The sequence below is a fragment of the Fluviicola sp. genome (assembly GCF_030151805.1).
GTDB lineage: Bacteria > Bacteroidota > Bacteroidia > Flavobacteriales_D > Crocinitomicaceae > Fluviicola.
The window spans coordinates 1-19,230 of the sequence record NZ_JASLCN010000069.1; the positions used below are offsets into that span (position 1 = coordinate 1).

Annotated in this window: 16 protein-coding genes and 1 tRNA gene; 8 read left to right on the forward strand and 9 right to left on the reverse strand. The window is 39.5% G+C overall.

Going from position 1 to position 19,230, the window contains the following annotated elements; genetic code table 11:
* The 5 genes from Q1V93_RS02755 to Q1V93_RS02775 form a co-directional block, all read right to left on the reverse strand.
* Window positions 1–777 (reverse strand): class I SAM-dependent methyltransferase (locus Q1V93_RS02755; protein ID WP_300661110.1); only part of this gene is annotated, 777 nt, incomplete at its 3' end.
* 6 nt (window positions 778–783) lie between these two features.
* Window positions 784–2,655 (reverse strand): tRNA uridine-5-carboxymethylaminomethyl(34) synthesis enzyme MnmG, encoded by a 1,872-nt coding sequence (mnmG, locus tag Q1V93_RS02760; protein ID WP_300661113.1) that lies wholly within the window; start codon window positions 2,653–2,655, stop codon window positions 784–786.
* A 179-nt stretch (window positions 2,656–2,834) separates the two neighbouring features.
* Window positions 2,835–3,275 (reverse strand): rRNA maturation RNase YbeY, encoded by a 441-nt coding sequence (gene ybeY / locus Q1V93_RS02765; RefSeq protein WP_300661116.1) that lies wholly within the window; start codon window positions 3,273–3,275, stop codon window positions 2,835–2,837.
* The gene (locus Q1V93_RS02770; protein ID WP_300661119.1) at window positions 3,275–3,688 is read right to left on the reverse strand and encodes an ATP-binding protein; all 414 of its coding nucleotides are present in this window, start codon (window positions 3,686–3,688) and stop codon (window positions 3,275–3,277) included. Before Q1V93_RS02770 ends, ybeY begins: the two co-directional genes overlap by 1 nt.
* Window positions 3,689–3,714: 26 nt before the next feature.
* Window positions 3,715–7,050, reverse strand: a complete 3,336-nt coding sequence (locus Q1V93_RS02775; RefSeq protein ID WP_300661122.1) for a hypothetical protein — start codon at window positions 7,048–7,050, stop codon at window positions 3,715–3,717.
* 181 nt (window positions 7,051–7,231) lie between these two features.
* Between Q1V93_RS02775 and gltX the strand changes: the two genes are divergently transcribed.
* The 3 genes from gltX (at window position 7,232) to Q1V93_RS02790 (ending at window position 9,210) form a co-directional block, all read left to right on the forward strand.
* Window positions 7,232–8,743, forward strand: coding sequence for a glutamate--tRNA ligase (gene gltX / locus Q1V93_RS02780; RefSeq protein WP_300661125.1), 1,512 nt, complete (start codon window positions 7,232–7,234; stop codon window positions 8,741–8,743).
* A complete protein-coding gene (gene folB / locus Q1V93_RS02785) occupies window positions 8,740–9,102 on the forward strand; it encodes a dihydroneopterin aldolase (RefSeq protein ID WP_300661128.1) in 363 nt (120 codons plus the stop codon). Before gltX ends, folB begins: the two co-directional genes overlap by 4 nt.
* Window positions 9,103–9,139: 37 nt before the next feature.
* A tRNA-Cys gene (locus Q1V93_RS02790) sits at window positions 9,140–9,210 on the forward strand.
* A 315-nt stretch (window positions 9,211–9,525) separates the two neighbouring features.
* On the opposite strand, the gene Q1V93_RS02795 is transcribed toward Q1V93_RS02790, so the two are convergent.
* Together Q1V93_RS02795 and Q1V93_RS02800 are read right to left on the reverse strand one after the other, a co-directional pair.
* Window positions 9,526–10,467 (reverse strand): gliding motility-associated C-terminal domain-containing protein, encoded by a 942-nt coding sequence (locus Q1V93_RS02795; RefSeq protein ID WP_300661131.1) that lies wholly within the window; start codon window positions 10,465–10,467, stop codon window positions 9,526–9,528.
* Window positions 10,460–10,993, reverse strand: coding sequence for an RNA polymerase sigma factor (locus tag Q1V93_RS02800; protein ID WP_124747399.1), 534 nt, complete (start codon window positions 10,991–10,993; stop codon window positions 10,460–10,462). Before Q1V93_RS02800 ends, Q1V93_RS02795 begins: the two co-directional genes overlap by 8 nt.
* A 100-nt stretch (window positions 10,994–11,093) precedes the next feature.
* Between Q1V93_RS02800 and Q1V93_RS02805 the strand changes: the two genes are divergently transcribed.
* Window positions 11,094–12,314 carry a TlpA disulfide reductase family protein gene (locus tag Q1V93_RS02805; RefSeq protein WP_300661137.1) on the forward strand — a complete coding sequence of 407 codons (1,221 nt, stop codon included), beginning with the start codon at window positions 11,094–11,096 and terminating at the stop codon, window positions 12,312–12,314.
* A gap of 108 nt (window positions 12,315–12,422) precedes the next feature.
* On the opposite strand, the gene Q1V93_RS02810 is transcribed toward Q1V93_RS02805, so the two are convergent.
* Both Q1V93_RS02810 and rpiB read right to left on the reverse strand, forming a co-directional pair.
* A complete protein-coding gene (locus Q1V93_RS02810) occupies window positions 12,423–13,883 on the reverse strand; it encodes a M28 family peptidase (RefSeq protein ID WP_300661140.1) in 1,461 nt (486 codons plus the stop codon).
* Window positions 13,884–13,959: 76 nt separating this feature from the next.
* Entirely contained in the window at window positions 13,960–14,400 is a 441-nt protein-coding gene (rpiB, locus tag Q1V93_RS02815) for a ribose 5-phosphate isomerase B (RefSeq protein ID WP_300661143.1), read from the reverse strand.
* 661 nt (window positions 14,401–15,061) lie between these two features.
* On the opposite strand from rpiB, the gene Q1V93_RS02820 reads away from it, so the two are divergent.
* The 4 genes from Q1V93_RS02820 (at window position 15,062) to Q1V93_RS02835 (ending at window position 19,198) form a co-directional block, all read left to right on the forward strand.
* Complete coding sequence (locus Q1V93_RS02820; protein ID WP_124747395.1) at window positions 15,062–15,823, forward strand: response regulator; 762 nt, start codon at window positions 15,062–15,064, stop codon at window positions 15,821–15,823.
* A 190-nt stretch (window positions 15,824–16,013) separates the two neighbouring features.
* Window positions 16,014–17,660: a S8 family peptidase gene (locus Q1V93_RS02825; protein WP_300661149.1), complete on the forward strand. Its 1,647-nt coding sequence runs from the start codon at window positions 16,014–16,016 to the stop codon at window positions 17,658–17,660.
* A gap of 147 nt (window positions 17,661–17,807) precedes the next feature.
* Window positions 17,808–18,212 (forward strand): GNAT family N-acetyltransferase, encoded by a 405-nt coding sequence (locus Q1V93_RS02830; protein ID WP_300661152.1) that lies wholly within the window; start codon window positions 17,808–17,810, stop codon window positions 18,210–18,212.
* Between the two features lie 47 nt (window positions 18,213–18,259).
* Window positions 18,260–19,198, forward strand: a complete 939-nt coding sequence (locus tag Q1V93_RS02835; protein ID WP_300661154.1) for a methyltransferase domain-containing protein — start codon at window positions 18,260–18,262, stop codon at window positions 19,196–19,198.
* Window positions 19,199–19,230: the final 32 nt, after the last annotated feature.

Below are 19,230 nucleotides of genomic sequence, written 5' to 3' on the forward strand. Positions count from 1 at the left end.
GCCCTTGTATTTTTCACTCAGCATCGAAACATAGTAGCTGTCGAATTTCATCGGGAGCATTTTTTCAAATTTCAATCCTTTCGATTCAACTAAAGGAATAATCGACTTGGGAGAAAAGTGATAAAGGTGACGTGGAACATCATAAGCCGCCCAATATTCTTTGTAATACTGAGCGTCGAAAGAAGTATAGTTCGGAACGGCAATAATCAAAACGCCGTCTTGAATTACCAGGGAGGAAATCTTCTCCAGATCTTCCTGCAGGTTATAAACATGCTCCAATACATGCCACATGGTAATCGCATGAAACTTTTGATTCAAATGGTGAAGCAAATTCAAGTCCTTTAATTCAATTCCATTTTCAGACAAAGCAACTTTCCGCGCATCTTCATCTGGTTCCAAACCCAAAACATGAAATCCGGATTCTTTTGCCTTCGCCAGAAAATGACCGGTTCCTGCACCGATATCCAACAAATCTTTACCGGAAGTTAATTCTTTCAGCAAAGCAATTTTCTTCTTCAATGTATAAGAACGAACCTTTGCATATACGCTATTGATGATTCCCTTCTTCGTTGAACTGTGCGAAACGTATTCTTCCGATTTATAGTAATCACCAATACGATCCAGGGTTGGCCGCGGGTTCGTAAATAACAATTGACAGTTATCGCAAAGATCCAGCTTAAAGGATTCCTTCGAAAGAAAGTGATCTTTAACCGTTAGATATGTACTAAAAGATTGTGCTCCGCAAGAGGGGCAAGTTGCTTGGTTTAAATGTTCCACGTGAAACTATCTTCCTAAATGAATTAATAAAACTGAAATATCGCTGGGGGAAACACCACTAACACGGGATGCCTGACCAATGGTTACAGGTCGAATCTTACCTAATTTCTCTTTTGCCTCTGAAGAAAGTGATTTCAACAAACTATAATCCATGGTGGAAGGAATTGAAACCTCTTCCAAACGGGAAAGCTTGAGTGCCACTTCCTCTTCACGAGCAATATATCCTTCGTACTTTAACAGGATTTCAGCCTGCTCAACAGCATCTTCATGTTCCACGTGTAACTTATCAGCCAACTCGCGAACACTCTGACTCATTTTCAAAACATGTTCCATCGTCACATGCGGCCGTGTCAATACAGAAGCTAATTTCACCTGTTGAGAAAGGGGAGAGCTACCAACCAAATCCAACACGGGATTTGCAACATCCGGGCTAACGCCTTCTTTGCGCAACGCTCCGATTAATTCTTTTGCAGCATTTACTTTTCTATTCACACGATCCATTGCATCCTGATCCTGCAAACCTAGTTCAAAAGCCATTGGAGTTAGGCGAACATCTGCATTATCCTGACGTAATAAAATGCGGTACTCCGCGCGCGAGGTAAACATACGATATGGTTCCTGAGTTCCTTTCGTAATCAAATCGTCGATCAAAACTCCGATATAAGCTTCACTTCTGGATAAAATAAACGGATCCTTTTCCTGAACTTTCAACGCAGCATTAATTCCAGCCATTAATCCCTGGCAAGCTGCTTCTTCATATCCGGTAGTTCCATTTATTTGTCCCGCGAAATACAATCCTTCAACCAATTTTGTTTCCAACGTGTGTTTTAGTTGCGTAGGAGGGAAGTAATCGTATTCGATTGCATAGCCTGGTCTGAACATTTTTGCTTCTTCGAAACCAGGAATCGAACGCAAAGCACGAAGCTGAACATCCTCCGGCAAACTGGTTGAAAACCCATTCACATAGATTTCGATTGTATTCCAACCTTCCGGCTCCACAAAAATCTGATGACGATCTCTGTCTGCAAAACGATTGATCTTATCTTCAATACTTGGACAATATCTCGGACCACTACTTTTGATCGCCCCATTGAACATCGGAGAACGATCAAAGCCTTCACGCAACAAATCGTGTGTGAGGGTAGAAGTGTACGTGATATGACAAGCTCGCTGGATTTTTAATGCTTCTGTGTTTCCATAAGAAAACTTGCTTGGATTTTCGTCTCCGTCCTGAAGCTCCATTTTGGTATAATCCAGGGAACGACCATCAATTCTTGGAGGTGTTCCGGTCTTCATTCTTCCGGCTTCAAATCCCATCGCGATCAAATCTTCTGTGATCCCGGTGGCACCTTTTTCGCCGATTCGTCCACCGCCAAATTGTTTTTCACCCAAATGAATCAATCCGTTCAGGAATGTTCCATTCGTCAAAACAACCGACTTACCATATATAGACATTCCCATCGAAGTACGAACTCCGACAACTTTTCCATTTTCAACGATCAATCCATTCGACATATCCTGCCAAAAGTCCACATTCAGATTTCGCTCCAAAAGCAAGCGCCATTCCTCAGCAAACTTCATTCGATCATTTTGAGTTCGCGGAGACCACATAGCCGGACCTTTCGAACGATTCAGCATTCGAAATTGGATCGCGGACAAATCCGAAACAATTCCGGATCCACCACCCAGCGCATCAATCTCACGAACAATTTGCCCTTTCGCAACTCCACCCATGGCAGGATTGCAACTCATCTGAGCAATTGTATTCATATTCATTGTAACCAACAACACGGAACAACCCAGTTTCGCAGCTGCATTCGCAGCCTCACAACCGGCGTGTCCACCACCAACTACAATGACATCATAATTCTTCAACATACTATTTCATGTTTCACGTGGAACAAAATTACTATCATCCCTCCAAGCCTTCAAATGTTCCACGTGAAACTTACGTAACATTAACATTTCCTTGAACCAATCTCTTTTCGATTTACTCACACTGGAAAATTTCACAAAACAAATCATGTTCCACGTGAAACAAATCCGTGCCACTCAATTTAGTTTTTCAAATGTTCCACGTGAAACTCACGCAACAGCAACATTTCATTTTCTTTCGAGCGCATCAATTCTTCATCAGCCTCTGACTTATCCTTGTATCCGCATAAATGCAATAAACCATGAATACAAACCCGATGAAGTTCATCCTGAAAAACCGAATCGAATTGATCCGCATTATCCCGAACCCGGTCAACACTAATAAACAAATCGCCCGAAACCAAATCACCCTCCGTATAATCAAACGTGATAATATCTGTGTAATAATCGTGCTGCAAGTACTCCTTGTTCATCTCCAATAAATGTTCGTCCGAACAAAAGATCACGGACAAATCTCCCAATTGTTTCTTCTCAACCGAACACACATTGGTATACCATGCAAACAAAAATTCCGGGTTGACACCCGGAACTTCTTCTATATCTTCAAAAAAAACTTCTACCATTACTTATTAAAAAAAACGTTCACTTCATTTCCTGAATCATTGAAAGAAACTTCATCAGCCAGATTGCGCATCAGAAAAATCCCTCGTCCATTTTCCTTTTCAATATTCTCAGGGGCGGTAGGATCGGGGAGATGTCCATGATCAAAACCGGTTCCTTCATCACATATTCTGAAACCGAAACCATCACTTGTTTCATAAAACTCCAGCTTCACTTCTTTAGAAGTATGCATGGCGTTTCCATGAATAATCGCGTTGTTCACCGCTTCTGTTACCGCTATCAAAACATTACCATACATGTCTTCATCTATTCCAATAGTCTGACACGCTTTGTCGATCATAGATTCGACAACCGGCAAATTATTCAATTCTGAAGGAATGCTTAACGAATCAATTAAAGTAAACCCTTCTTTCATTCTATTCATTTAATGTTCTACGTTCACTAGAACTGGTTGAAGTATTTACCTGCTTTGTCTTTGTAGTACTTCGTTAACAAAGGATCTACAGCACGCAACAACTCAACTTGTCCAAGCTTGTTACGCTTATACTCATCAAATCGAATAAGGTTACCATAATTGATGTTTTTTCCGGAAATTGATTCTCTTTTCTCTTCGAAGCCTCTTTCCTTCAATGCCTTCTCACTTTCCAGAAGCCGTGTCAAAATATCCTGCTGGCGACGAATCATCTCCGGAGAGAATTGCTTATTGATCAAATCTTTCTCCTGTTGTTCCAATTCCTTGATCAACGGGTTCAATTGATTTCCCTTTCCTTGTCCGTCTTTGTTCATTTCATTTCGCAATTGCTCTAAGCGCTGACGAATCGCTGTTTGCTGAGCAGCCATCTTTGCAATCTCTTTATTTCCCAATCCGGGCATTCCCTGCGTTCCTTCTCCCGGTTTATCACCAGGTTGTTTCCCCCCAGGGTTCGGACCTTTCTTCATTTGTTCCAATTGCTTCTTCAACATTTCTTTCATATCTCCGGGCGACATCTGACCACCGCTTGGTTTCTGTCCAGCTCCACCAGGATTATCACACGAACCTGAACCAGGCTTTTGCTGTTGTGCTTGCTGCTGCATTGCCTGCAGACTTTCGTTCAACATCAGTGCCAGGTTGTTGTAACTCGTCATCACATATTGCTGATGTTGCTGCAAGCCTCTACGATTGTGTTCACCGATTTCATCTGTAATCAACCCGAAGTTTGAACGGATATCTTTCAATTCCTTGTCGATAAACGGAGCAATTTTGGTTTGTCTTTTTGCCAAAGCCATCAAGCTGTCTTCCACCAATTTGTTGTCATCCATGATACTTCGCTGTTTTCTTCCCAACTTATTATAGTAAGGATCCATGTCTTTCACCTTTCCGAATTTGTTCATCACATATTCCTGATCGAAACTCAAAGACATTAAGTTCTCTAACAACAAACGAATCAAACTCATGTCTTCTTCATTCTGCTTTTTGTTTGCAGATTCCTGTTGGTTGTTCAACTGATCTGAAAGCTCTTTCATTTTCTGAGCAGCACTTTTCTGGCTTTCTCCCGCTTTGCTTTTCTTCCCCTGATCCAGTTTGCTTTTTGCATCATTCATTTCTTTTGAAATCTCTTGTTGCTCCTGGTCAAACGAATCCAATGGCATTGGCCGTTCCAATTCTTCATTCAGCTTTTGAAGTTCCTGCATATCCTTCTTCAACTCATCGAACTTCTTGTTCAACTCTTCCTGTTTCTTCGATGCTTCCTTCTCATTCAGCTTTTCATTTTTAACGTCTTTCTCTAACTTTTCCTGCTCTTCAGCCAATTGATCCAACTCCTTCTCCAAATCATCAATCTTCTCATTCACTTGTAAACGTTTCAACATTTCCATCGTGCGGTCCAATTGCTTTTTCATTTCATCACTGGATGCATCGAGCTTTTGGGTTTCATTTTTCATTTGAAGCTGATCGTTTTTCTCCATCAACTTCTCCAAATCGTCCAACAACTTTTTCAATTCGTCATCCATAACTTCTTTCAAAAGTTCTTCAATCAACTCTTGCTGCTTCAACAATTCTTCATCTTGTTCACTCAGTTTATTCTTTTCCTGATTGCTCGCATCCAATTTATCCTTGATCGCCTGCAATTCTTCCTGAAGCGATTGTTGTTGCTGTTTCAACGATTGAACCTGCTCCATGTTTTTAAAGTCACTTTTTGACTTGTTCATCAACGACTTTTGAAGCTTGTTCACATCCTTCTGAAATTGTTCTGTCTTTTTATAAACGTCTGTCAACGCGTTTTTCAATTCCTTCTGAACTTCATCCCGCTTGTCGTTCAGGTTGGTAAGCGTCGGCAATTCATATACGAAGTTCTGGGAAGAAGTGCTTTTCGAACCATTCACACCATCGTTGTCATACACTAAAAAGTTGTAAGAAATTTTGTCTTCCACGCCAATGTTGTCTCTGCTGAAATCTACCGCGAATGAAAACTTGTCATTCGTAGAACTGTACTTATCAACCAGCATTTTTCGCTTCAATTCGCTTCCGTCTTTCTTCTTGATTGTATACAAGAAGTACAATGAAGTCAGACCGTAATCGTCTGAGATCAACCCTTCGAATAAGCGCACAGAGGTTTTCACCGAATCAACACTTTCAGAAACCAGGATGGAAGGAAAGGCATCTTTAATCACATGCACCTGAATATTTGATGTGTCGAGGGAATTCAAATCCTTGTTCTTCAACACGAAGTTCAGGTTTTCATCGTCTTTAAAGGTGTTTTGAAATTCTCCGTTGCCACTTTCAAACCGCTTGGAGAATCCCTTTCCAAAAACTTTGAACCAGCTTACATTTCTGGCCTCTACACTCCAGTCTACTTTCGTTCCTTCCGGTAAATCCAGATCCGCAATATTCAATAAGCGTTCGTCTTTCTTCTTTAAATATTTCGGATAGTGAAGTGTTGCGACCACTTTTCCCAAAGAAGAATTTCCCAATACTTTTACCAGGAATTCTTTTGATTCAAACCCTTCACTTTCAAAGTGAAATACCAAATCAGATTTCAAATTTTCAATAGGGAAGGACAAACGATTCTTGCGAACCTTATTCATCTTGTAACGACCACGATTCGAAACCAGGAAAACGTGTTCCGGAACATACATTCCTGTAATATCTACTTCTACATTGTATGAGCTTCCTTCTTTCAAACGATCCTTCTTACCCACCAAATGGAAGTCAAACGGAGCTTCCTGTGCTTTTGAAAAGTTCACCACATTCGATGATCCTTTCGTGATCCAGCCCGGAGTGAAGATTGCTACGGCTCCGAAAATCAATATAATCGGAATCACATACTTTAAATACTTTCTTGAATCTTCATAACGAACCGCTTCTTCAAACTTCACGGCCAGCAATTCATTCGAGCGCTGTGAAACACTTGCACGGATCAATTCAAAACTTCTGTCGTCTTCGTTAACGATTTCATTCAATTGAAGGGTATTCAACAAACGGTCGGAAACATTCGGGAAAAACGATCCGATGATACGCGCAGCCTGTGTACGGTTAATCCGCTTTCCGAACGAATACAAACGCATGAACGGAAGAACAAAATAACGAACCAGCAAATAGCCATTCGTTCCGATAAATAAAAGCAACAGGATCAATCGAACGGAACTTGGAAAACGACCAAAATATTCCATCACGCTCACCGTTAGCCAGGAGGCTAATAAAAAGCCTGTTACGATCAATACACCCTTCAGGATTTCACTCTTGTAATACTTCCGGATGAAGGCGTCTATTTGTTCAATTAAGCGATCAAAAGCTGACATAAAAACAATTCTTATAAGAATAACTTACTAAAGTAGAAAAGTTCATACAGAACGTCTTCTTCAAATTCTAAGAGCCTGTACACTTTACTCTTAAAAAAGGTTAATCTTTCCTAATTTTCACCTTAGCCTATTTTGCGGAATCAGGTCATTATTTAATTACTTTTGCATAAAATTTACAAGCATGAGTTCGTCAAACGTACGCGTTCGTTTCGCACCGTCCCCAACAGGACCTTTACACATGGGAGGTGTTCGGACAGCACTTTACAATTATCTTTTCGCAAAACACACTAACGGAACCTTTATCATTCGTATCGAGGATACTGATCAGACCCGCTTTGTTCCTGGTGCTCAGGAGTATATCATGGATTCTTTGAACTGGTGTGGAATTATTCCGGATGAAGGTCCGGGAATCGGAGGAGAATACGGTCCGTATATTCAAAGTGAACGAAAAGAAATGTATCGTCCGTTTGCAGAAGATTTGGTTGCAAATGACAAAGCTTATTATGCATTTGATACTCCTGAAGAACTGGAAGCTGTTCGTGAGCAGGCAAAACAAATGGGGATGCCGAACTGGCAATATAACAGCGTGACTCGTACAAATCTGAAAAACTCTCTGATGCTTCCGGCTGATGAAGTAAAACGACGTTTGGATGCAGGCGATCCATATGTGATCCGTATCAAAATGCCTCGTAATCAAGATGTTCGTTTCGAAGATATTATCCGTGGATGGGTTGTTGTAAACACGAACAACCTGGATGACAAGGTGTTATTTAAAAGCGACGGAATGCCAACTTATCATTTGGCGAATATTGTGGATGATCATTTGATGAAAATCTCGCATGTTATCCGTGGAGAGGAGTGGTTGCCATCCGCACCGATGCACATTATGTTGTACCAGGCATTTGGATGGGAAGCTCCACAATTCGCTCATTTACCTTTGTTATTACGTCCTGACGGAAACGGAAAACTTTCCAAAAGAGATGGAGATCGTTTAGGATTCCCTGTTTTCCCGGCAAACTGGACAACGGCTGAAGGTGAGTTGTATTCCGGATATCGTGAAAACGGATATTTCGCAGGAGCATTTATCAACATGCTTGCTTTCTTAGGATGGAATCCGGGAACTACACAGGAGATCTTCTCCATGGATGAATTGATCCAGGCATTTACTTTAGACAGAGTAGGGAAAGCCGGAGCAAAATTCGACCCGGACAAAACAAAATGGTTCCAGCAACAATATTTGAAAAACACTTCTGAAAAGGAATTGGCTCGTTTATTAAAAGAACAATTCAACTTAACGGATTCGGAAGAACGTTTGGAAGCTTTCTGTAAATTGATGAAAGAACGCGCAACGTTTGTGAAAGATATGATGACTGAAGGTTCTTACCTGATCCACAAGCCGGAATCATACGATGAGCAGACCGTTTCAAAGAAATGGAAGCCAGAATCCGCAGCATTGATGACCGAATGGAAAAACAAACTGGAGGCACTTTCTGACTTCGATGCAAACAGCGTTGAGACCGCATTTAAAGCGTTTTTAGAAGAGAAATACTTAGGAATTGGCGCTGTACTTCCTTTGTTCCGTTTATTGGTTACAGGAGCAGGAATGGGGCCTTCTATGTTTGAAATTGCAGCTTATCTTGGAAAGGCTGAATGTTTGAACCGAATGAACGACGGATTGGCAAAACTAGGATGAAACACATTATAGAAGTAAACGGAATTAAGCTCTACGCATTTCACGGATGCCTGGAGGAGGAAGGAAAAATCGGTGGAAACTACCTGGTAGATGTTCACATGAAAACCGACTTTCAACAGGCAGCCCAGAGTGATGAATTGAGTCAGACGATTGATTATGTTCATATCAATGCAATCGTGGAACAGGAAATGGCTATTCGTTCGAAATTAATCGAACACGTGGGTCAGCGCATTGTTTCACGCATGGAACAGGAAATCAAAGGGTTAATCGGATTTCGTGTAAAAGTTACCAAGATTTGCCCTCCCATTAACGGAGATGTGGACAACGTTGCAATTATTATTGAGTCGGGAACTTGGTAGATTAAAGAAATATTTACTATTTTTGCCCGCACAATACGGTCTCGTGGCCGAGTGGTTAGGCACCGGTCTGCAAAACCGTGCACTCCGGTTCGAATCCGGACGAGACCTCCGAAAAAGCGCTACACATGTAGCGCTTTTTTATTTCCCGCTCTATATTACTTATGTTTTTGCCGAATAAACCCGGCAGGAAGCTTCGTATAATACGGAGCTTTTTTGTTTCTATCTTCCTGTTTTTCAGAAGTGTTTCATTTTTTCAAATTCGCAATGTCCCCATTTCCCAATATTGGGACAAGCTTCAAGTTCAACATTACATAAATAAGTTTAAATAATTGATAATCAATCTATTTTAAACCAACAAAAAAGCACCCGCCAAATGACGAGTGCTCTCTTTTTCCACTTTGTTTCAGTTTATGTGTGTAATTATTAGCGTCTTAATTCAAATAGTTGAATATCTCTAAAGCTTTTTCCGTTTTGATCTTTTCCAGTAACAATTGCTGCATAGCTTCCGCTTGGAGCCTCATTACCACCTTTATCCCTTCCATTCCAACCATTTGCTTCGCCAGGAATGTTTGTTCTGAAAACTTCACGGTTATTCTGGTCAATTATTACCATAATAAAATCATCAATATTCTCAGCTGTTACAAAATAGATATCGTTTGTTCCCTCTCCATTAGGAGTAAATATTGTCGGGAATTTTGTAACCTTTGCTTCTAAAGCAGCAAAAACCGGATCATTTGTATTTTCAGGATATTTTTTCGGGTTCTCAACTGCCTTATTATCCGGAGTTTTTGATATTCCGCTTCCAGCCGGAGCAGGGTTTGCTTTTTTATCGTCAACTACCGATTTATTGGTCGGTTCAGCACCTTTTTTATCTTCCGATTTCGGTTCAATTTTCTTATCTGCAGGATGTGTCTCCTCAGCTAATTTTAAATCATACGGAAGTAAATCTTTATTCTCCTGGGTTTCTTTATTTAAAATGATTGTGTTTTGATTTTCAGCAGTTTCTTTCTTGCCTGAATTCGCCGGAGTATTTATCTGTAGTGTGTGCTCACCGGAAGCTTCTTCCGTAGCAGCAGCTACTTTCACAGATTCTTTTTGAGGCTTCTGTTCTTTTTGATTGACAGATTCCTCTCCGGAATTCAAAGCAATAACAGTTGTGACCACACCCACAGTTCCTACCGCAGCTGAGCCAATGATCCATTTCGTTAAAGCAGAAAGACCCTTCGTTGCAACAGCAGCTGTTGAAGCAACTCCTGCAGCGGCCATCTTCGCCTGAACACCAGCCCACAACTCCGGTCTTACCGCAGAGGTTTGGTTTTCAAAAGCTTTCGAAAACAGTTCTTGTATATTATCTTTTTCAATCACGTTCTAATAATTCTAATTGAGTGCGTAGAAAAGCTCGTGCACGCGAGTATTGTGATTTGGAGGTATTCTCCGTTACTCCCAATGTATCTGCTATTTCTTTGTGTGAATAACCTTCTATTGCAAACATGTTAAAGACCACTCTGTATCCATCCGGCATATCATTAATCAACTTCATTAACTGTGCCAGATCCATTCCATCAAACTGATGGTCCGTAAAAGATACTTTGTATTGAACTTCTTCAACCTGAACATCATCCAATAATTTCTTATTCTTCCGAATGGTATCCAAAGCCGTATTCACAATAATTCTTCGAATCCACCCTTCCAAAGATCCTTCCATTTTGAAATCCACAATCTTCTGAAAAACCTTTACAAAACCGTCTTGTAATACGTCTTCAGCTTCCTGGTTGTTTCGCAGGTAACGCTGGCATACAGCCAACATTTTGGGGGCAAACTTATCAAACAACGCTCGCTGTGCTTTTGAATTTCCTTTGGCGCATTCATTTACCAATGTTAAATCTTCCATAGCACTTGCTGTATCAATAGACTCTAAACTACCAAAAAAGGTTGCATTAGTAGAAATTCTTCCAAATAAAAAATTAACTTTATTGCTACTTTAACACTCCATGAAATTACAGCTTGCCTTTTTGTTACTGGGTTCTTTTTCAGCAACATGCTCATACTCTCAAAAGATTTCGCTTACTCCAGGATCTTATTCAGCATACCTTCAATTAAACGAAACAACACAATTACCCGTTCATTTAACGGTAGAAAAAAAGCAGAAAAGGCTTCTTTTAGTTGTAAACAATGCTGAAGAACGAATCGAATTAACGAATGGAATTAACAAAGGTGATACAATCATTCTTCCTTTTCCGAGCTTTGATTCTGAGTTGCGTTTTATCACTCATAAGAAGAAAGAAATCAGAGGTTTTTGGTTTAACTACAACAAAGGTGTTAATTACAAAATTCCCTTTTTCGCTAATTTCAATCCAAAACCACGAAAAAAGGAAGAAGTGAGCGGAAATCTGAATGGAAAATGGGAAACTCATTTTTCTCCTGAAACCAAAGACCAGGAAGATGCTTTGGGAATTATCTCTCAAAATCAGAATCACATTACAGGAACTTTCCGAACTGAAACCGGCGATTATCGTTTCCTGGAAGGTTATATTGAAGGTTCTAAATTCTACTTGTCTGCTTTCGACGGTTCTCATGCTTTCCTGTTGAACGGAACGTTGAAGGATCATAGAATACAAGGTTTTTTCTATAGCGGAAAACATTATTCAACGGATTTTGCAGCAACATACAATCCGAATTTCGAACTGAGAGATCCGGATTCCATTACCAATTTAAAACCCGATTCCAAAGAATTCAGCTTCAATCTGAAAACCGTTGACGGAAAAGATTACCAGTTTCCGAATGAGCAAACCAAAGGAAAAGTCATAATTGTTCAGATCATGGGAACCTGGTGTCCGAATTGTATGGATGAAACAAATTACTACAAGGAACTTTACGATAAGTATCACTCAAAAGGATTGGAGATCATTTCAATTGGTTATGAAGCTACCGATTCATTTGAAGAACAGGCTAAAAAGATTCTTACATTAAAACAACGTAAAAACCTGGATTTTACATTTCTTGTAGGCGGAAAAGCTTCCAAAGGAATTGCTTCAGAACAGTTTAAAATGCTCAATGAAGTGATCTCTTTCCCAACATCTATTTACATCGGAAGAGACGGGGAAGTGAAGCGCATTCACACCGGATTCAACGGTCCGGGAACCGGAGAAGTTTACGACGAGTATGTGAAGAAAACGAATGCTCTAATCGAATCTTTGCTTGGAATCAATTAAGAGTTTCCAACCACAGTAGTTCACATAGAAAACATGATGCTTTAGTTGCGTTTCTTTGGTTATGCTACCTATGTTCCTATGTGGTAAAACTAAAACAGAATTGATCCTTTAATGATTTACCATAATTCTTTTCGCAGCATCTGCAAGATCCCAGGCAGTAAAGAAGACTAATTTTGCTACTTTCTCCACCTTTGAGAATATGATCTTTTCCACATCGTCTGTTGCCTGGTGGTAATCTTCGTGCACTCCGCTGAAATAGAAAATTACCGGAATACTGTGCTTTGCAAAATTGTAATGGTCTGAACGGTAATAAAACTGATTCGGATCCGATAAGCTGTTGAATTTATAATCCAGTTTGATCCGTGTATACTTCTCATTAGCTCTTTCGTTTGCTTCATGAAGTCCGTCGCTTAACATATTTGAGCCGATGATATAGATATAATTCGTGTCCTTTTCGTGTGCAATATCATTTCGACCGATCATATCAATATTCAGATCTGCAACTGTATTTCCCAACGGAATGACAGGATGTGAAGAGTAATAATCCGAACCAAGCAATCCTTTTTCTTCACCCGAAACGGGCATGATCAGGATGGATCTTTTTGGTCCTTCACCATTTTTCTTTGCTGCCATAAAAGCTTCTGCCAATTCCAATAAAGCAACTGTTCCGGTTCCGTCATCATCTGCTCCGTTGAAAACTACTCCATTGTCTACACCAATGTGGTCGTAATGAGCTGTAATGATCACCACTTCTTTTGAAAGCACTGGATCACTTCCTTCTATATAAGCAAGGACATTTGAACTCGTCAATCGCTCTTCCTGTGTATTCAATTCAGCATTTAAGGTGAAGAGTGGTTTCGGGTTTGCTTTTGCCTTGAACTTTCCTTTTCCGAACAGGAATGCATTGGATTTATTTTTCAACCCGGAAATAGCAGCATCTTTCACAAATAAAATCGGAAAATCTTCTTTCTTTCTCTGATCCGGCAAGTACATCGTCTTGGTTGTCACGTAATGTTCCAGGTATTCATACAAGGAATCATACTTATCTGAAACCAGGATTATTCCCTTTACATGTCTCGGTAATTCCTTTTTCAAAGCTGAGACTTCCTTACGTACTTCCATGCTTTTCATGACATATATCATATAGCATGGTTTTTCTTCTGCCTGAGCTAATTGTTCCACACTATAAACAGGAAGGTTATCCAGGCTCACCCGCAACTTGGATCCGTAGTAAATAAAGTCTGTTTTGAACTTCAAATTCAGATCATTTAAACTCAGGGTTCCTCCCGGCGTACTTTCAATCACATCAAAGTGTTGTTCATAACCGGTCATTCCCGGAGCAAAGCCACAACCCAGTTTTTTGAAATAGGCTGTTAAAAACTCAGCTGTCATTTTCTGACCTTGTTTTCCGGTTTCTCTTCCCAAATAATCGTCTGAAGCAATGACCGACAGATTCTTTTTTAAATCTGCTTCATTTATATAGGTACTGTATTTTTTAGCTAAATCGACTTCCTGAGAGTGGGAAACAAGCAAAGTGCCTGAAAATAAAATGCTGAGAATTCTTTTCATACTTATTCAATTGAGAATTAATAATTTAAAATTGAAAACAAACACAGCTTTTCAATTCTCCATTATCAATTTTACATTACTTACAAACCGGGATTTTATTGATTCGATTCAAGTGTCTTCCGCCTTCAAAAGCAGTGTTCCAGAAGATATCCACCATTTCAAGTGCTTCTTCCACGGAAACAAAGCGGGCAGGTAATGTCAGAATATTCGCATCGTTGTGTTCACGAGCCAGCTGTGCAATTTCCTTTTTCCAGCAAAGTGCCCCACGAATCCCCTGGTGTTTATTAACAGTCATGTTAATCCCGTTTCCACTTCCACAAATCACAATTCCTTTCGAACCTTCATTTGCTTCCACATGATCGGCAACCGGATGCCCGAAATCTGCATAATCAATACTTTCTTCACTGTAGCAACCATAATCTTTTACCTGGTAACCCAATGATTCTAAATGGGTAATAACTTTTGATTTCAATTGAAATCCTGCGTGGTCCGCTCCGATTGGAATAATTTGAGACATAAATATAAACGTTTTGCCAAAGTTACACCTTATCAACAAATGGTACAATCAATTAACAATAAGAAAAACAGGTTGAACTTAAACCATTGATTTATAATGGATTTTGAAAAGTAGTTATACACAGTCTTTGTGTTTCAATTGTCAATATCTGTTAGAAAAAATCAACAAGTATTTCTAGGATATCCCAACTATTTAATCATATGTACAAGTTTCCGGATTAAGCATCAAAAAGTTTGGTGTTTTTATCGCTATCTTATCATCATGTTAAACACATATTAACAGACCGAAAACAAACTATTTTATCCACATTAACAATTCCACACTATTTGTTCATATCTACATAAACTCTTGTGACAGAAGTTCAAAAGGGAGGTATTCATTGTCAATAAATCGACCTAAATGACTCATAAGTTTAAAAAACGAATCATTCCATTGAAAGTTTTACACGAATTAACACCCCTAATAGATATAGTAAAATTCTTTTTAAATAAATCTTTTATTCTTTTTATTATCTCTTCCCCTTTTGAAGATGAATTTGGACAATTCATAGTTAAAGTTTATATTCGAATAGACGAACGAAAGTAATGCGTCTATGAAATAATTGTAAGAGATAGTGATTAAATGGCAATTTTCATTACTTTTGAATCCAAAGCTGTAAAGAATGACGAAGGCTAATGTATTAGTTGTAGAAGATGAATTCATTGTTTCGAAGGATATCCAATCCAGTTTGAAAAAGCTTGGATATCAGGTGATTGGTGCAGCGCCGTCAGGGGAAAAAGCACTTGAATTACTCGAAGCAAATCAGCCGGATATTGTTTTAATGGACATCATGTTGAAGGGCGAAATGAACGGAATTGAAACCGCAGAAATCGTCCGAAATCAATACTCCATTCCTGTCATTTATCTGACAGCTTACGCCGACGAAGCAACTTTATCGAAAGCAAAAGTCACAGAACCTTACGGATATATTTTAAAGCCATTCAAAGAAATTGATCTGCATACGTCCATTGAAATGGCACTTTATAAACATAAAAAAGAGCAGGAAGTTGAGCGTGAACGCGATATGCTGTACTCTTTGGTTGAAAATAAAGAAAAAGATTCCCTCAATGAGTTCATCTTTGTGAAATCGAACAGCAAATTGGTGAAATTGAATATGCACGATATTTATTTCATTGAGGCTCTGAAAGATTACGTAGTTATTAACACCAATGAAACAAGATACACGATCCATTCAACCATGAAGGATATCGAAACAAAATTGGGAACCGACCAGTTTATTCGCGTGCATCGTTCGTTTATTGTTCGCCTGGACAAAATTGCGTCTATTGATTTCCCGAATTTACAGTTGGAAAACGACCGCAAATTGATCCCGATCGGTGGTTCATACAGAGATGAACTGACGAACCGGATTAAAATGCTTTAAACAGAAACGTTCAAAACAGTGCAATTTGTTTTGAGTGCTTATTACCCCTTATTTTTTCGAAAAATTCCGCTTCGCGGATCAAACACCACTTTAAAGAAGTCCGAATACACTTCCCTCAATATTTGAACGGTTACAGGTTTTATTTGAGAATAGTTAGGAATAATTCACTAGCATTGAGAAAAATAGGCTTATGAAAGTAATACTACTCATCCTGGTATCAGCAAGTTCCTTTTTTGTTTCCGCACAGAAATCCGCTTTGCGGATTTTACATGTCAAGTTTGAAGATCAGCTAAGTGTTTCAGCAAATTCCGGAAAATTGATGATTGAAAATCATTCATATCCTGGTACAGAAGTTTTGGAACAATATGGTCATTGGGAACCGTTTTATTCGATAGATCCGCAACTTTTAGATCAATATTACGAAAAAGCGAAGCAGCGACTGAAAAAGAACCTGTCGAATCCGAAGACCTTATTTGAGTTTCATGTAAACGAGGGAGTGAATCTGGAAACGGTGAAAAAGGAATTAAAAAGTCTTTTGCATATCAAATATGTGAGCGTTCCTCCAACATTAAGCACGCCGGCTGTGCCGAATCTTCAATCTACACAGATTTATTTGTTCGATCAGAATCCGGGAATTCACGCAGAGGAATTTTGGAATACGTATAACAACCATGGAGCAGGAATCAAAATCTGTGATATCGAATATCAGTTCAATATGAATCACGCGGATTTACCCCAGGTTACGATTATCGGTCCGACGCCGGAAGATCCTGGTTTTGGAAACGATCATGGAACAGCTGTATTGGGTGAAATTGCTTCCCTGGATAACGGAAACGGAACAACCGGAATTGCTCACGAAAGTCAATTGTTTTTTGCCGGAGCCTATGTTGATATGGCTTATTACCTGGAAGAAGCTTTAATCAGCACGTTAACGGAATTGGGAGAAGGAGACATCGTATTGATTGAGCAACAGACTGTGGCATTTGAAGGAACAGCGGAAGAAGGTTATGCACCGGTTGAATGGTATGAACCTTTTTACGATGCCATTCAGTTGGTTTCCGGAAACGGAATCATTGTAGTAGAAGCTGCAGGAAACGGTAACAGAAACCTCGATCACCCGATGTTTGGTATGGATAATAACGGACATTATCCTTTCCTGGAGGAAAACTGGTCGGAAGCGATTATGGTTGGAGCAGGAGCCGTTGGTTTGGATGATACGCCACGTTCCAGAATGTGGTTCTCCAATTACGGAAGCAGAATTGATGTTCAGGGAAATGGAGAAGGAGTTGTGACAACCGGTTATGGAACGGCTTATTCTGCTGAAGGAGAAAATCAGTATTACAGCAATACCTTCGGCGGAACTTCCGGGGCTTCGCCCATCGTTGTTGGTGCTGTGGCTTTACTGCAATCATTGAATGAAGAGCATAATGGAAACAGGTTAACAGTGAATACGATCAGAGATTTGCTCGTGAGTACCGGAAAACCACAGGTTGCAGGAGATTTTCCGGTTACAGAAAAAATCGGGCCGCTGCCGAATGTCTTTGCAGCTGCAAACGCGATGATAACCGGTGAATTGGGAATAGAGCAAATTGAAAAAGATGGGTTCAGTATTTATCCGAATCCGGGTAAAGGTTCTTTCAAAGTGTATGTTCCGAATCAATGGGTTCAGCAGCTGAATTTAAGAGATCTTACGGGAAAAGAAATTCCGGCAACATATGCCAAAACTCAAATGGGATTTGAATTTTTAAACGGAAATCTGGCGCCTGGAATGTATTATTTATCATTGATATATACAGACGGAACCGTTGTTACAAAATCCGTTCAGATTGCGGATTAATGCTTATAGTTGGTAAACCTCAAAAAAAGCTGTCTGACTTCGATCGGGCAGCTTGTTGTTTTTCCCCTCTTTGAGTTTTGAAAAAATAACTCCTTGTTTTTGGCGTTAAATGAAATCACGATTTGCAGTTAAACATTATTTTAGAATATGGAAAATCTGATCATTTCAACGGAAAAAAGCAGGCTGGACCCCGAATACATTACGGCATTTATTTCAAAAACTTACTGGGCAAAGGACAGAAGCCTGGAAACGATGCTTACCTGTATCGAAAATTCGCTCAACTTTGGTGTTTACCTCAACGGAAAACAAATCGGTTATGCGCGTGTAGTAACAGATTATGCACAATTTGCTTATATCATGGATGTGTTTATTGATGAAAAATACCAGGGAAAAGGATTTTCAAAGATTCTGATAAAATATATGTTGGAACACGAAGCATTGAGCAAGGTAAAAGTTTTACGTTTGGCGACTTCCGATGCACACGGATTGTATCGTAAATTCGGATTTACAGGATTATCAAAACCTGAAAATATGATGGAGCTATTTTGTTAACTTTGGATGCTGCATCAGCTACCGATTAATTGAAAGATAAAGCTAAAATGGAAAAATTCAGACAACTTGTAAAAATTAAAGAGATTTATTCGAAAGGAGAAAATATTATTACATATCTCAAATCAATCAGTGGCAATAAGCAAAATACTGTTGAGGATATTCTTATAAGTTATGATTTTCAATCCGGGTCTTACATCAAAGGGTTTTCACAGAATCCGGAATTCAAAAAAAACTACTGTGCTTCACTAACAAATGTAATTGAGCGTTTAGGGACTTTTGATTCAATAATGGAAGCAGGTGTTGGTGAAGGCACAACCTTGAATTTTGTGGTCGGAAACCTGACAAAAAAAACGTCCCACGTACTGGGATTTGATATTTCATGGTCCAGACTCAAATTTGCCAAAGAATTTTTAAACGAGTTCAATTTGCAGGAAACGAACTTGTTTACAGCGAATTTGTTTGAAATACCACTACCGGATAATTCTGTTGATATTGTTTATACTTCTCACTCCTTAGAACCAAATGGAGGCAATGAAAAAGAAGCATTACAGGAATTGTACCGAGTAACGGGCAAATACCTGGTTCTGCTTGAGCCGGCTTATGAATTTGCCGATGAACCGGCAAAGAAACGAATGAATGAGCACGGCTATGTTACCGGGTTGCATGCCACGGCAGTGGAATTAGGATACAAGATTATAGAACACCGCTTGTTTGATTACTCCATAAATCCATTGAATCCGACCGGAATCATCGTCATTGAAAAAAATGCCGAAAACGCCGGGGAAATCGATTTAAGATGTCCGATATCATTAACAAAACTGATCAAATACAGTGATTCGCTGCTTTATAGCAAAGAAAGCTTTTTAGCTTATCCCGTAATTGATGGAATCCCGTGTCTTCTAAAAGAAAACTCCATATTGGCAACTCATTTGTTGACAGATTACGATGAGTACAAAAAAGAAAATGAGATACATACAAAGAGTTAAAAAACAAAATACGGAAAGGGATTTCAGACAGT